Origin of the sequence: Pseudomonas sp. PA-7-1E (assembly GCF_021605325.1) — a bacterium.
In the GTDB taxonomy this organism is placed as follows: Bacteria; Pseudomonadota; Gammaproteobacteria; order Pseudomonadales; family Pseudomonadaceae; genus Aquipseudomonas; species Aquipseudomonas fluorescens_BV.
In genome coordinates this window covers 69,559-83,589 of sequence record NZ_WKFA01000017.1, presented here as the reverse complement: position 1 = coordinate 83,589, position 14,031 = coordinate 69,559, and the positions used below count along the sequence as shown (strand labels likewise).

General features: G+C 59.2%; 9 protein-coding genes. All 9 read left to right on the top strand.

The genetic code is table 11. The features are described from left to right. The first annotated feature begins 232 nt into the window (after nt 1–232). A complete protein-coding gene (gene tssF, locus GIW79_RS13870) occupies nt 233–2,020 on the top strand; it encodes a type VI secretion system baseplate subunit TssF (protein ID WP_127881715.1) in 1,788 nt (595 codons plus the stop codon). Beyond that, nucleotides 1,984–3,012: a type VI secretion system baseplate subunit TssG gene (gene tssG / locus GIW79_RS13865; protein ID WP_236455108.1), complete on the top strand. Its 1,029-nt coding sequence runs from the start codon at nt 1,984–1,986 to the stop codon at nt 3,010–3,012. Before tssF ends, tssG begins: the two co-directional genes overlap by 37 nt. Continuing rightward, nucleotides 2,999–5,599 carry a type VI secretion system ATPase TssH gene (tssH, locus tag GIW79_RS13860; RefSeq protein WP_236455109.1) on the top strand — a complete coding sequence of 867 codons (2,601 nt, stop codon included), beginning with the start codon at nt 2,999–3,001 and terminating at the stop codon, nt 5,597–5,599. The genes tssG and tssH overlap by 14 nt, the downstream gene beginning before the upstream one ends. A 19-nt stretch (nt 5,600–5,618) precedes the next feature. Next, nucleotides 5,619–7,184 carry a sigma 54-interacting transcriptional regulator gene (locus GIW79_RS13855; RefSeq protein WP_268934339.1) on the top strand — a complete coding sequence of 522 codons (1,566 nt, stop codon included), beginning with the start codon at nt 5,619–5,621 and terminating at the stop codon, nt 7,182–7,184. Further along, nucleotides 7,181–9,232 carry a type VI secretion system Vgr family protein gene (locus GIW79_RS13850; RefSeq protein WP_236477378.1) on the top strand — a complete coding sequence of 684 codons (2,052 nt, stop codon included), beginning with the start codon at nt 7,181–7,183 and terminating at the stop codon, nt 9,230–9,232. The genes GIW79_RS13855 and GIW79_RS13850 overlap by 4 nt, the downstream gene beginning before the upstream one ends. 37 nt (nt 9,233–9,269) lie before the next feature. Continuing rightward, entirely contained in the window at nt 9,270–10,127 is an 858-nt protein-coding gene (locus GIW79_RS13845) for a DUF4123 domain-containing protein (RefSeq protein WP_236453265.1), read from the top strand. Between the two features lie 95 nt (nt 10,128–10,222). Then, nucleotides 10,223–10,933 (top strand): hypothetical protein, encoded by a 711-nt coding sequence (locus GIW79_RS13840; RefSeq protein WP_236453262.1) that lies wholly within the window; start codon nt 10,223–10,225, stop codon nt 10,931–10,933. A gap of 6 nt (nt 10,934–10,939) precedes the next feature. Beyond that, the gene (locus GIW79_RS13835) at nt 10,940–11,776 is read left to right on the top strand and encodes a hypothetical protein (RefSeq protein WP_127881703.1); all 837 of its coding nucleotides are present in this window, start codon (nt 10,940–10,942) and stop codon (nt 11,774–11,776) included. Nucleotides 11,777–11,782: 6 nt separating this feature from the next. After that, nucleotides 11,783–13,945 carry a lipase family protein gene (locus tag GIW79_RS13830; RefSeq protein ID WP_127881701.1) on the top strand — a complete coding sequence of 721 codons (2,163 nt, stop codon included), beginning with the start codon at nt 11,783–11,785 and terminating at the stop codon, nt 13,943–13,945. Nucleotides 13,946–14,031 lie beyond the last annotated feature (86 nt).

Sequence of the window (14,031 nt, the reverse complement as noted above, 5' to 3'; positions counted from 1 at the left end):
CATCATTGACCAAGGCTCATCCAACAACTGGATATACGGAAAAGACAAAAAAAATTACTACTATTTTTCACACGACGACGACATACCTTACATCTATGTTTCAAAATCGAATACGTGCCCATACTTTGATAAAAATAATTATGAAACTTGGTGTAGCACTGTGAAAGGCCGACCAAATTAATCCCAACTTACAACTTGATTGCCCTACGACTTAGAACGGCAGGAAGTACAGATGTCACTCAACCACCACTACCAAAGTGAACTCACCGCCCTGCGCCAACTCGGCAAACGCTTTGCCGAGCGCAACCCGGCGTTGGCGCCGTTCCTGGCAGAAAGTGGACGTGACCCCGATGTCGAACGGCTACTTGAAGGCGTCGCCTTCCTGACCGGCCGCTTGCGGCAAAAGCTGGATGACGAGCTGCCGGAACTGACGCATTCGCTGATGCATTTGCTGTGGCCCAACTACATGCGCCCGCTGCCCGCGTTCGGCATGCTGCAGTTTGACCCGCTGACCCGCGCTGGCCCCGCGCAGCTAGTGCCGCGCCATACACCAGTGCAGTCCACACCATTGCAGGGAGTGCAATGCCGCTTCCAGACAGCCTTTGACACCGACGTTTTGCCGCTGGCGCTGAGCGGATTGGAGTACACGGTCACCAGTGAAGGCGCAGTGCTGTCGCTGCGGCTGACACTGTGCGCCGACGGTCACTTGGGCGAGTTGAACCTTGAACGCTTACGCCTGCATCTGACGGGTGAACGCTACATCAGCCAACAGCTTTACCTGAGCCTACTGCAACAGTTAGACAGCGTGCAGTTGCGACTGTTGAGCGCGATGGGACAACCGCTCGAAGACAGCAATGGCAATACCTACAACAGCATCCTGCAACGCGAGCACGTAAAACCGGTTGGCTTTGCCGAAAACGAGGCGCTGGTGCCCTACCCGCTCAACACCTTCCGCGGATATCGGCATTTGCAGGAATATTTCACCTTCCCTGAGAAGTTTCTGTTTATCGACCTGGAAGGGCTGGATGTTCTGGCGACACACCCAAAGGACGTGATCGAGCAGGCCCAGGGTCTAGAGCTGCGTTTTACCCTGACTGGCGCCAGCGCCCAGCGGGTGCAGCCTACCGTGGACAACATCCGGTTGTACTGCACACCGATCGTCAACCTGTTCAGCGACGATGCCGCACCAATCCGGCTTGATGGCAAACAGGACCGTTACCGCGTGCTCCCCGGCACGCAGGATCCTCAGCATTTCGGTGTGTTTTCGGTCGACAAAGTGATTGGCTGGAAGCCCGGCAACGCGGGGTACACCGAATACGCGTTGTTTGAGTCCTTCGAGCACGATGCCAGTTTCGATGGTCCGGGGGCCCGGCCTCATTACAGCGTACGCCAGGAGCCGTCGATGGTAGCTGGCCGCCTGGACACCTACCTGAGTTTCGGCCAGCGCGATGCCAGCCAGAGCGAGACGATTTCGGTCGAGTTGACCTGCACTAATCAGAACCTCCCCAGCCAGTTGGGTGACGGCACCATTTGCATGCCGTGTGTGGGCACGCCCTCTTCGCTGAGCTTTCGCAACATTGGCCTGATCACCCCCTGCTATGCCCCACCGCTGCACCGTGACTTCCTCTGGAAGCTGATCAGCAACATGTCGCTCAACTATTTGTCCTTGGCCAACGTCGAGGCCCTCAAGGTCATTCTCGAAACGTATGACTTGCCACGTTACTACGACAAGCACGCCGAGAAGATCAGCCGCCAACTGATGAGCAGCCTGATCGAGATCCGCCACCAACACACCGATCGCCTCTACCGCGGCCTGCCCATACGTGGCGTGCGTACCCACCTGACCGTTGACACAAGTGGCTACCGCAGCGAGGGGGAACTGTACCTATTCGCCTCGGTACTTAATGAGTTCTTCGCGCTGTACGCCAGCCTGAACTCCTTCCATCAACTGCACGTACACAGCAAGCAAGGAGAGGACTACGTATGGACGCCACGCATGGGACAACAGCCCCTGCTCTAACGCCCTTGAGCCATGCGATTCGCGAGTACAGCCTGTTCCAGGGTGTACAGCAGGTGCTGACTCAACTCGCCAAAGCGGCCCCGGGCCTGAGCGATGAGGCACTGTACGAGCGCCTGGAATTTCAGGCCAATGCCAGCATGGGTTTCCCCGGCCGGGACATTGATCAGGTGCAGTTTTTTACCGAGAAAGGCGTCACACGTGCCCGGCTGCGGATCAACCTGGTCAGCCTGCTCGGGGCGGGATCGCCGCTGCCATCCTTTTACAGTGAACAGGCGTTGGCCGACAGTGATGGCGGCCGCTGCACCCGTGATTTCCTCAACCTGATCAACCACCGTTTGCAGTGCCTGCTGCTGCCTATCTGGCAGAAGTACCGCTACCACGCCCGGTTCCGCGCCGGCGCACGTGACCCGCTGTCGGAACAGCTGTTTGCCTTGATTGGGCTCGGTGGCCAACGCATCCGCCAAACCTCGGAACTGAACTGGAAACGCCTGCTTCCCTACCTCGGGCTGCTCAGCCTGCGTGCCCATTCCGCCGCGCTCATCGAGTCAGTGCTGCGCTACTACTTCAAGCATGCCGACCTGTTCATCGAGCAGTGCCTGGTGCGACAGGTCGCCATTCCCCTGGATCAACAAAACGCATTGGGAAGAGCCAACCATCAACTGAACGAGACGGCCGTGCTGGGCGAACAGACCGTCGATGGCGGCAGCCGATTCCGCGTGCACATCCGCCAACTGCGCTGGGACCAACTGCACGCCTACCTGCCGATCGGCGACGACTACCGCCCGTTGTGCGCCCTGGTGCGATTCACCTTACGGGACCCCTTGAGCTACGACATTCAGTTGCAGCTGCGCCCCGACGAAATCCACGAACAACGCATTGGCGAAGACAACGAATGCCATCTGGGCTGGACCAGTTGGTTGGGCCATGAACACGCCGACGGCATCGTTTCATTGAATAGCGCACTAGAGGACAACTCCGATGATCAACGTTGATCTGCAGCACCTGGTCCAGGCATTGGATGCCGATTGCAAAGCTGAACTGGAACGCAGTGCCGAGCGCTGCATACGACGCGGAGGCCAGAAAGTTCTTATCGAGGACCTGCTGCTGGGGTTGTTGGAACGCCCGCAAGGCATGCTAGTTCGCGCCCTGCAGGATGCTGCGATAGAGCCCGGTGAGTTGGAGCGGGTGCTGCATGCCACCAGCGGCCAGAGCGAATCCCGCAACCCGGTATTTTCCACCGAACTGGTGCAATGGCTGCAGGATGCGCTGATGCTGGCCACGCTGGAGCTGCGCCAACCCTACATTGGTGAAGCGGCATTGCTGCTGGCCTTATTACACAACCCTCAACGGTATGCCGGCAGCCAATACCAACCGCTCCTGGCGCGGTTGAATGCGACACGTCTTCGCGAATACGCAAAGGCGACGCCCCCCGCTCTGACGCCCGCTGCCTCCGGTACTTCTGTCGCCGCCGACTCCGCTCTGCAACGCTTTACCCACGACCTCACCCAACAAGCAGTTGAGGGCAAGCTGGACCCGGTCTTATGCCGGGATGACGAGATTCGGCAGATGATCGACATCCTCTCGCGCCGCCGCAAGAACAACCCCATCGTGGTCGGCGAAGCCGGCGTGGGCAAGACCGCCATCGTCGAAGGGTTGGCGTTGCGCATTGCGGCCAAAGAGGTGCCGGAAGCCCTCAGGCATATGCGCCTGTTAACGCTAGACCTGGGGTTATTGCAGGCCGGGGCAAGTATCAAGGGCGAGTTCGAGCGGCGCCTTCAAGGGGTCATTGAGGAGGTGAATAATGCTACCAAGCCAATCATTCTCTTCATTGACGAAGCCCATACCCTGATCGGCGCTGGCGCCCAGGCTGGCGGCTCTGATGCCGCCAATTTGCTCAAACCTGCGCTCGCACGCGGAGAACTGCGCACCATCGCAGCGACCACCTGGAGTGAATACAAGAAGTACTTCGAAAAAGACCCCGCCCTGGCGCGGCGCTTTCAACCGGTTCAGTTACATGAACCCACCGTCCAGCAGGCGGTGACTATTCTGCGTGGGCTTGCGCCGTTCTATGAGCAGAGCCACGGCGTCTACCTGCGCGATGACGCGGTCGTGGCCGCCGCTGAACTGTCGGCACGTTACCTGTCCGGCCGGCAGTTGCCCGATAAGGCGGTCGATGTCCTCGACACCGCCTGCGCCCGCGTACGCATCAGCCTCGCCGCAGCCCCCTCACTGCTTGAGCGCCTGCGCAATGAACTGGCCGAAGGAGAACGCCAACGTGAAGCGTTGCAACGCGACCATGACGCCGGGCTGATAACCGACCCGCAAGTACTGGCCCAGCTGCATCAGCAGCTCGATGCCACGGCCACAGAAGTGACGGCCTTGGAAGCCGAATGGGTGACCCAGCGCGAGGCGGCAAAAAAGCTACTGGATCTGCGCCAGCAATGCGCAGCGCTGCGTCGCTCCCCCGCCAGCGAAGTGCACTCATCGTCGGCGCTGGAAGACCTTGAAGCACAACTGCTCGAAGCGCAGTCGGCACTAGCAACCAGCCAGCGCCACAAACGCCTGGTCAGCCACGAGGTTTGCCCGCGCTTGGTGGCCGAGGTCATCAGCCACTGGACCGGCGTGCCCCTCTCCCATCTGGCACGAGAGCACAACAGCGCCGTGGCCGAATTCGGCCACGCGTTGGGCCAACGCGTGCTCGGCCAGCCGCAGGCGATCAACGCGCTGGATAGAGCGATGCGGGCCAACGTCGCCGGCCTCAATCGCAGCGACGCACCGGTCGGCGTGTTCCTGCTGGTCGGCCCCAGTGGTGTGGGCAAAACGGAAACCGCCCTGGCCATGGCTGACCTGCTGTATGGCGGCGAGCGTTTCCTCACCACGATCAACATGGCCGAGTTCCAGGAAAAGCACACCGTGTCGCGCCTGATCGGTTCACCGCCCGGTTATGTCGGCTATGGCGAGGGTGGCATGCTCACTGAGGCCGTTCGGCAAAAGCCCTATTCGGTGTTGTTGCTGGATGAGGTCGAGAAAGCCGACCCCGAAGTGCTCAACCTGTTTTACCAAATCTTCGACAAGGGCGTAGCCAACGATGGCGAAGGGCGCGAGATCAACTTTCGCAATACCCTGATCCTGATGACCTCCAACCTGGCCAGCGAGCAGATCACCGCCCGATGCGCCAGCGGTCAACCGCCCACCGCGCAAGACCTGGAACAACTGATTCAACCGACCCTGGTTCGGCACTTCAAACCGGCGCTGCTGGCGCGTATGCGTGTTGTGCCGTACTACCCCATCGCGGGCGACGTGCTGCACGCCCTGGTCGTACTGAAACTGAATCGCTTCGGTGAACGCCTGACGTCGCGCAAGCTGCGTTTCAGCTACAGCGACCACCTGATCGAGCACCTCGCACAGCAATGCACCGATGGAGCCAGCGGCGCCCGCCTGATCGACGCCTTGGTTGATCAACACCTGCAACCGCAGATCGTGGACCGCCTGCTCGCAGCCATGGCCGGTGGTCAACCGATACAGCAGGTACACGCCAGCGTTGATGCCCAGGGAGCGGTTGCCTGTGAGTTCGCTTGAACCTGCAATCGACCAACTGATGCCCGACACCGAGGCGCTACTGCGTCACCTCGGTGAGCTGGCTCAGTTGACGGACGGCACCCGGCTTCAGGAGGGGCTGGTGACCACAGCGGCGCAGTTGGCCCAATGCCCGCTGAGCTACCTTTTCGTACTGGATGACACCGGCGCCGGGCTGAACCTGGCTGCCGCATGGTGTGATGGTCAGGTGCAAGCCCAGGCTGCCGATAGCCAGCCGCGCAACTACATGAACGAGGCGTTGCTGCAGTACTGCCTGAATCAGCAGCAATCCTTGAACATCCCTTTACTGAGCAACGGGCTGTATCAGACGGACTTTTTACCTGCCGGTGAGCCGGGCTGGCGCTGCCTGCTCTGCATCCCCTTGCATGATGTTTCACAGGGCCTTCGTGGCCTGCTGCTGGTCGCCGATCGCCACGCCCGTGATCTGAATTCATCCTCTGCTTCGCTCTGCCATCTAGGGCATTTCGTACTCGTTCAACTGGGGCGGCTGCGCCACCTGCACCCAGCGCCGGCAATGGCGCCGAAACACGCCAGCATTTCTGATCGGCCTGCCAGCAACTACGGCCTACTTGGCAATAGCCCCTGCATGCAGGGTGTTCGTGAGCTGATCAGCAAGGTGCTGGACTATCCGGTCAGCGTATTGGTCACCGGAGAGACGGGCACCGGCAAAGAGCTGGTCGCTCGTGCCATTCATGACAACGGCGCACGGGCCAGCAAGAGTTTTGTTGCACAAAACTGCGCCTCCCTTCCTGAGAACCTGCTGGAAAGTGAACTGTTCGGCTACGTGCGGGGCGCGTTCACTGGCGCCGATAGCCATCGCCCAGGTCTGTTCGATGCGGCCAATGGCGGCACCTTGTTCCTGGATGAAATCGGCGATATGCAACTGGCCTTGCAGGGCAAATTGTTGCGTGTATTGCAGGAGGGAGAAGTACGCCCGCTGGGCAGCAACAAGACCCACAAAGTGGATGTACGCATCATTGCCGCCACCCACCACAACCTGGAAGAGCTGGTGGAAGCCGGGCAATTTCGCCGGGATCTGTTCTATCGGCTGGCCTACTTCCCTATTGAACTGCCGCCACTGCGAGAGCGTGGGGCAGATGTGCGGGCGCTCGCCGAACACTTCACTGCCACGTTCTGCACAACCTTGCAGCGCCCCACCTGTCACTGGTCATCGGAAGCACTGGCCCTGCTCGATAGTGAGAGCTTCCCAGGCAATGTGCGCCAGCTCAGGGCCCAGGTCGAGCGTGCAGTCTTGCTTTGCGACAGTGGCGAACTGCTGCCCTGCCACCTCGATCCACGCCAGGCAAAACAAGAGGTAAAGCCCCCCACCAATCTTCAGCAACGCCTCGACCAGCTCGAACGCGGGCTGCTGCTGGACTGCCTGCGTCGCAATGGGGGCAACCAAAGCCAGTCCGCGCGGGAGTTGCAGGTGTCCCGCCGCACGTTCCTAAACCGGTTGGCGCGCTTGGACATCAAGCCGGCCGAGCAGGACTTCAGGCCGGTACAGAAACCAGCCAAACCCAACTTCCATGACCCGATGCTTCGCTCGAAAGGTATCTCAGGATGAGTCAATCCCCTCTCGCACTGTCACTACCCGATGTAGCCAATGACTTCAAAGTGCTGGCCTTCAAGGGCAATGAGGCCCTCAACACGCCGTATCGCTTCGAGATCGAAGTGGTCAGCGATCGTGCCGATATCGACCTGGAAGGCCTGCTGCACCAACCGGCCTTCCTCGCCTTCGACGTCCAGGGCGCCGGCGTGCATGGTCAGATCCACAGCGTGGCCCAGGGCGAAACCGGGCGGCGCCTGACCCACTATCACTTGGTGTTGGTGCCACGCCTGGCGTACCTGGCGCACGCTCACCAGCAGCGCATGTTCCAGAACATGAACGTGCCGAAGATCATCGCCGCCGTGCTGGAAGGCCATGGCATCCTTGCCGACAGCTACCGCTTCCAGTGTGGCCCGACGGTCTATCCTCCGCGCGACTACTGCACCCAGTACGACGAGACCGACCTCAACTTCCTGCAGCGCCTGTGCGCCGAGGAAGGCCTGAGCTACCACTTCCAGCACAGCTCCACCCAGCACCTGCTGGTGTTCGGCGATGACCAGACTGTGTTCCGCAAACTGCCGGAGACCGCCTACCAGCCAGGTGCGGGAATGGCAGCACAGCATAGCGTGGTGTCACGTTTCGGTGTACGGGTGGAAACCCGCGCCGCCCAGGTCAGCCGCCGCGACTACGACTTCAAGCAACCGCACGTACGCCTGAGTGCCGAGCAGCGGGTGGTGGTGGCCGAGGGCGAACGCGCCCCACCGCCGCTGGAAGATTACGACTACCCCGGCGAGTTCCGCGATGACGCCCGTGGCAGCCAATTGAGCAAGCGCGCCCTGGAACGGCATCGCCACGACTACCGCCTGGCTGAGGGCAAAAGCGATCAGCCGGCCTTGGTCAGCGGCCACTTTCTACCGCTCACTGCCCACCCGCGCACTACCTGGAATGACCTATGGCTGCTGACCGCCCTCACCCATGAAGGCCGTCAACCGCAGGTACTGGAAGAGTCGGTGACCAGCGACACCAGCAAGGACCCGGACGGCTTCCATCAGGGCTATCGCAACACCTTTACCGCCACGCCCTGGGACACCCCCTATCGGCCGGAGCTGAAGCATCAACGCCATGTGATCCACGGCAGCCAGTCGGCGACCGTCACCGGCCCGGCCGGTGAAGAAGTGTTCTGCGATGAATTTGGTCGCGTCAAAGTGCAGTTCCCCTGGCAGCGCACCGGCCAGGCCGACGAACACAGCAGCTGCTGGCTGCGCGTGGTCAGCGCCTGGGCCGGCAACCAGTACGGCAGCGTGGTGATTCCGCGTATCGGGATGGAGGTCGAGGTGTCTTTTTTTGAAGGCGATCCCGACCGTCCCTACGTGTCAGCCTGCCTGCCCAACACCACCAACCCGGTGCCCTACCCACTGCCCGCGAACAAAACCCAGTCGGTGTTCAAGTCCTCCAGCACCCCTGGCGGTGGTGGCTTCAACGAAGTGCGCATCGAGGACAAGAAAGGAAGCGAAGAGATCCTCGTGCATGCCGAGCGCGACTGGCGCCAGATCGTCAAGCACGACCATACCCTATACGTCGGCAATGTGCGGCGCACCACGGTTGGCGCCAATTGCTATACCGAGCTGAAAGCACAAGAACATCACACAACCCACGGCGAACGCATGGTCGCCATCAAAGCCAGCGATCACCTCAACATCGCCGAGAGCCAACATATCAAGGTGGGTGTCGGGCAGTTTGTTGAAGCGGGTAATGAGCTGCACTTCAAAGCCGGCGACAAGGTGGTCATCGAAGCCGGCGTAGAGCTGACGCTGATAGCCGGTGGCAGCTTTGTGAAGATCGACCCAAGCGGCGTCTGGTGCAACGGCAAGAAGGTCGGCCTCAACGCCGGGGGCAGCGCTGGCGAAGGTTCTGGTCTTCAACTGCTGTCCCCCCTGGAGCTAGCCCCCCCACCTCCGCCACTGGCCCCAGTACAGGCCAAGTTGATGCAAGTCGCACAGGAACAGGGCAGCGAACGCTGCTTGATCTGTGAAGCCTGCCAGGAGGGCGTATGCACGCCAACCTGATCTCCCTGACACACGCCGCACATAGGAGCCCACCCGCATGAGCACGCCCTCCCTCCTGACCAGTCAGTGGCTGAGTGAACAACGGCGCCGCCAGCGCCAGTTGCTGGTCATTGCCAACCCGATGGCAGAGCCCAACCCGATACCGACGCTGTTTGCCCACGCGCCGATACGTGATTACGTCAAGGTTTATCAAGGCACGCCGTTTGAGAACCTAGCGCCACTGGGGCCATGGCTAGTACGCATCGACTTCAGCACCATGGCCGCCCTGTCTGCGCTACTGCGGTCGCCTGAGCACCACTGGGGGTGGGTTGCCAGTGCGGAGCAGTTGGACATGAACGAGGTGGTTGCGCATTGGCAAGCCCGCATGCTCATCCATGACGAGGACCAACGGGCGTTCTATCGCTTCCAGGACAATCGCGTCATTTCGCGCCACCTGCAGGCATTGGATAACGAGCAGATCCCGTTGTTGTTGGGGCCGCTTTGCAGCGCGCTGTGCTGGGACGGCAAACAATGGATAAGTGTGGACAACCCCGCCCCAGGTACCTACTCGGAGCCCTTCGATACGCCGTGGCTTCAAGTACCGCCTGCGGCTGAGCAATCTGCTGCAGCGCAGAAGGCCACGTTGGAAACATGGCTCTGGGAAAACCATCTGGACGCAACCCAGCAGTTACTAACCCGTGAGTCCCTGGCGACCTGGCTGCAGGTTCAGTTGGACAAGGCTGATAGCTGGGACTGGTCCAGGCAGGAGCAGGTTCACTTCCTGCTGGAACATCAACTCAACACTGACCTCGCCAACCTCCCGGCCTGGGCTCCGCGCGCAGAAGAGACTCCCGATGCTCATTTTGTGAGAGCCCAGCAAGACATCCTGCAGGCCAACAAGGGAGCACTGGCATGAGGAGCCTCATCTCTGTGGGTCGTTTGAGCCTTCTGGCATTCAGCCTTAGCGCTTGCAGTTGGGTCGGAGTTCTCGCCACGGAGGGCCCGCTTTTATTGACCGAACGTCGTGGCCTGGACAGTTTCACCCTGGTGGCCGACCTGCCTGAGAATTTCGGCCTCAGCATCACCGGTTGGTACGGCCCTGTCGACAAAACCCGACTCAATTGTCAGGTCACCAATCTTTACGACAACGAACAGCAGGCGCGCAATCTGGGCAAGGGCTTCGATATCCCGATTAATCCCGAGGCGAAGTCGACCTCACGCACCATCCCGCTTACCTATTACGTCGGTGCCTGCAAGCTCCGGTTGGGCAAGGTTGAAATGGAGATTGACGGGCGTTACGGCGAACAACCCTGGCAAAAAACCTATGCCGACGCAATTTTCTATATCCACAAGCGTACTCCCGAAGATGAACAAAACTTCGACAACAACAGCACTCGGCAAGTAGATGCCCAGTGCACCTGGCTGTTCCAGCAGAGCAAGGCCAAATCCCGTCTGGGTGAAATCAGCAAGCTGCTGACCTGCAAAGGCGCCGGCGCCAACCTGCAATACGACCAACTGGCCGGCAAGACGGTGAAGCTGGCCATTGAGGTCAATCCGGAGGAGCGACCTTACTACAAAGACACCTGGATCAAATTCCCAAACGGCTGGAAGCCATGCAAGGCAGAAGATAACGATTGGATTTGGTGCAGAACCCCTCCCACCTTTCAAACTTTCAAAATGAACGGGCAGACCTGCACGGTCTATCCCGGCTGCACGGAGTAATCACGGATGATTAATCGCTTTTCCTGGAAGTGCCGGCTCCCCATACGCATTCGCCACTTGCGCCTATTCACGCTAGGCCTGGCGGCAACCACTCTGACCGCGTGCAGTTGGGTCGGTGTTTTCGCCACAGAAGGCCCGCTGCTACTGACGGAACGTCGTGGCCTGGACAGTTTCACCCTGGTGACCGACCTGCCTGATAACTTCGGCCTCAGCGTCACCGGTTGGTATGGTCCCGTCGATACAAACGGGCTCAATTGTCAGGTCACCAACCTTCACAACAACAAACAGCAAGCGCGCGAGCTGGGTAAGCGTTTCGATATCCCGATCAACACCGAGGCGAAGTCGACCTCACGCACTATTCCACTGACCTATTACATCGGTACCTGCAAGCTCCGGTTAGGCAAGGTTGAAATGGAGATTGACGGGCGCTACGGCGAACGGCCAAGGCAAAAAACCTATGCCGACGCGATCTTCTATATCCACAGGAAGGTTACCGATGATGAACAAGGCTTCGACAAGAACGGTACTCGTCAAGTAGATGCCCTGTGCACCTGGCTGTTCCAAGAAAGCAAATTACATCTTGAACTTACCAAACTGCTGACCTGCAGAGGCGCTGGCGCCAATCTGCAATACGACCAGTTGGCCGGCAAGACGGTGAAGTTGGCCATTGCGGTCAATCCGGAGGAAGAACCTTATCGCGATGACACGTGGATCAAGTTCCCTGAGGGATGGAAGCCATGCCAGCCCAAAGAAGGTTGGCAACGCTGCCAGAAGCCACCTGTTTTTAAAACTTTCCAAATGAACGGGCAGACCTGCACGGTCTATCCAGGTTGCACGGAGTAATTACGGATGACTACTAAATTCAAGGAAACCTGTCCTAAACGTGGTTCGTGGTGCAGCTTTCGCCTGGTGGACGAACATGGCGAAGGGACACCTTATGCCGGCCTTAATTACACTCTGCATGACCGCATGGGCATGGCCTACTCGGACACGCTTGATAGCGAGGGATACGCCCGCGTAGAAAATTTCTATTTCGGTCCGCTGGTGCTGGATCTTTCAATGCCTTACCAAGGTGGGGTAGACCCGTGGTATGAAGAGCTTCAAATCCGTAAGCATTTCAAGCTGCCACTAACAGCCCTCCAGATCGCCGCCGAGCAGTCTCCCACCGGCCCACGCACCAATGGCCTCACCTACAAGGCACGCGAACGCGCTGAAAAAGAGCAGGCCGCCTTTTTCCAGGTGGAAGTGCGTGACTTTACCAAGCCCGGCGAAGCCACCCACCTGCCAGACGCAGATACCACTTTCCAATCATGCCCGTCACCTTTTCTGAAAGAAGCCTGCACACACTCCAACACCCAACCCGGCGTCGCCTTGATGGCCAACAAGCACAATGTGCTCGAAGTCAAAGCCCTGCGCGCCTACAACCCATTGCTCTCACATGACAAAGGGTTCTGTGCACTCAACGCTTACCATTTATCGATCATGTCGCTGCTCAGCTACGCCCCGTTTCACAAGGACCGCGCCTATAACGAAGATCCAACTCCGCCTCCCTATAAAGAAGCGGGCTGCATCGGCGCTGTGCTGCAGAGCCAGTTGGCTCGTTGTGAACGGCCAACCCGCTTTAGTGACGGCGGGCCCTATCACCTACTCACAGAAGAGGTGCCTTACTCCAAACGCCTGGAAGTGGTCCCCTACAATCCGGTGCGCTATGCCAAGGAAGCTAAGGAAGGTTGGGAATACCCCGAGAAGGTGCATTTTCTTCACGATGAATCGGACAACCAAGCCTTCATCACCCATAGCGATAAGGTAATGCTGATCTCGGTAAGAGGTACCGCAGGTCTCAGAGATGCTCTGCGAGACATGGATGCCAAGCAGGTCCCCTACCTTGCTGGCGAAGGGGGCAAAGGCAATGCCCATCGTGGTTTCTACAATTCCTTCGAAGTAACTCGAAAATTTGTCGAACGCTACATGGATGCGTTCTACACCGGCAATCAGACCATCATGGTCTGTGGTCACAGCCTCGGCGGTGCCATTGCTTTGTTGCTGGCGGAGTGGCTACGGCTGAGTGCAAGCAAACCCAAAGTCATGCTCTACACCATCGGCGCCCCTCGCGCCGGCAACCAATCCTTCGTCAAAGCCGCCGCCGACCTCACCCACCATCGCATCGTTAACCACAATGACCCGGTACCTGGGGTGCCCTCCACCTGGATGGACGCCGAATGGAAGATGGTACTCCCCGGCACCACCCTGCTGATCGCCTCCATCGGCTCGCCCTGGATCGGTCTGATGCTGACCCTTGGCGGCTTGCTCAACCTCAAGGACGATAACTACGAGCATCACGGCGAACAGTGGCACTTCATGCCACGCAAACTAGGTAAAAATTCGGTGCTGTGGCAACCAAGGTGCGCAGCCATCGAACAGAAGACGTGCGCCGAGTTCGCCGCCCATATCGAGCTCAAAGGCGATATGCCAAAACGGGCGGCGTTTCTCATGCAAGCCTTGTCGGCCGCTGAGCACTCCAGCGACGGCGGCTACAGTCGCAACGCGTTGACCACCCTGCTGCGCTGGCATGCCAGCGTTCAGCACCGCGGGGGGAAGTTGCTCACCCCCGACGAGCGCGAACAGATCGAAAAGCAGATCAAGCCGCTACGAGCAGAGATGGAAAAACCTATCAACCTTAGCTACGAACGTTTTAGACACAACCTTCGCAGCCGCCCCCATCCACGGCTCTCGCAAACCTCTGAAGTGGAACTGCGCGGACTTTTCCGAACAAGTCAGCAGCGCCTTGAATCTCTTCAGAGTGATCAGACAAAAAGTCTGAGCCGAGCACAAGCACGACTGAAAAATCAGGACGAACATCGACTCGAATGGCAACACGTTTTCGGTGACATCCCAAAGAGCGATGAACTCATCAAATTGATCGACGAGTGGCTTGATCGCCCTGAAAACAAAAAAGCCGCCGCGTTGGCCAAGGTATCCAGCCCCAGCGAAGAACAGCAGGCCTACGCCTGATTTAACCCCAAACAGTGACTTTCCTCATCGGCATGGGGCGGGCACCTGTTGCCAAAATTCAATGAAGGAGCGCCCGAATGCGTTGT

Coding starts and splice junctions, on each gene's coding strand:
- tssF (WP_127881715.1), top strand. CDS start 233: ATGTCACTCAACCACCACTACCAAAGTGAACTCACCGCCCTGCGCCAA.
- tssG (WP_236455108.1), top strand. CDS start 1,984: ATGGACGCCACGCATGGGACAACAGCCCCTGCTCTAACGCCCTTGAGC.
- tssH (WP_236455109.1), top strand. CDS start 2,999: ATGATCAACGTTGATCTGCAGCACCTGGTCCAGGCATTGGATGCCGAT.
- GIW79_RS13855 (WP_268934339.1), top strand. CDS start 5,619: ATGCCCGACACCGAGGCGCTACTGCGTCACCTCGGTGAGCTGGCTCAG.
- GIW79_RS13850 (WP_236477378.1), top strand. CDS start 7,181: ATGAGTCAATCCCCTCTCGCACTGTCACTACCCGATGTAGCCAATGAC.
- GIW79_RS13845 (WP_236453265.1), top strand. CDS start 9,270: ATGAGCACGCCCTCCCTCCTGACCAGTCAGTGGCTGAGTGAACAACGG.
- GIW79_RS13835 (WP_127881703.1), top strand. CDS start 10,940: ATGATTAATCGCTTTTCCTGGAAGTGCCGGCTCCCCATACGCATTCGC.
- GIW79_RS13830 (WP_127881701.1), top strand. CDS start 11,783: ATGACTACTAAATTCAAGGAAACCTGTCCTAAACGTGGTTCGTGGTGC.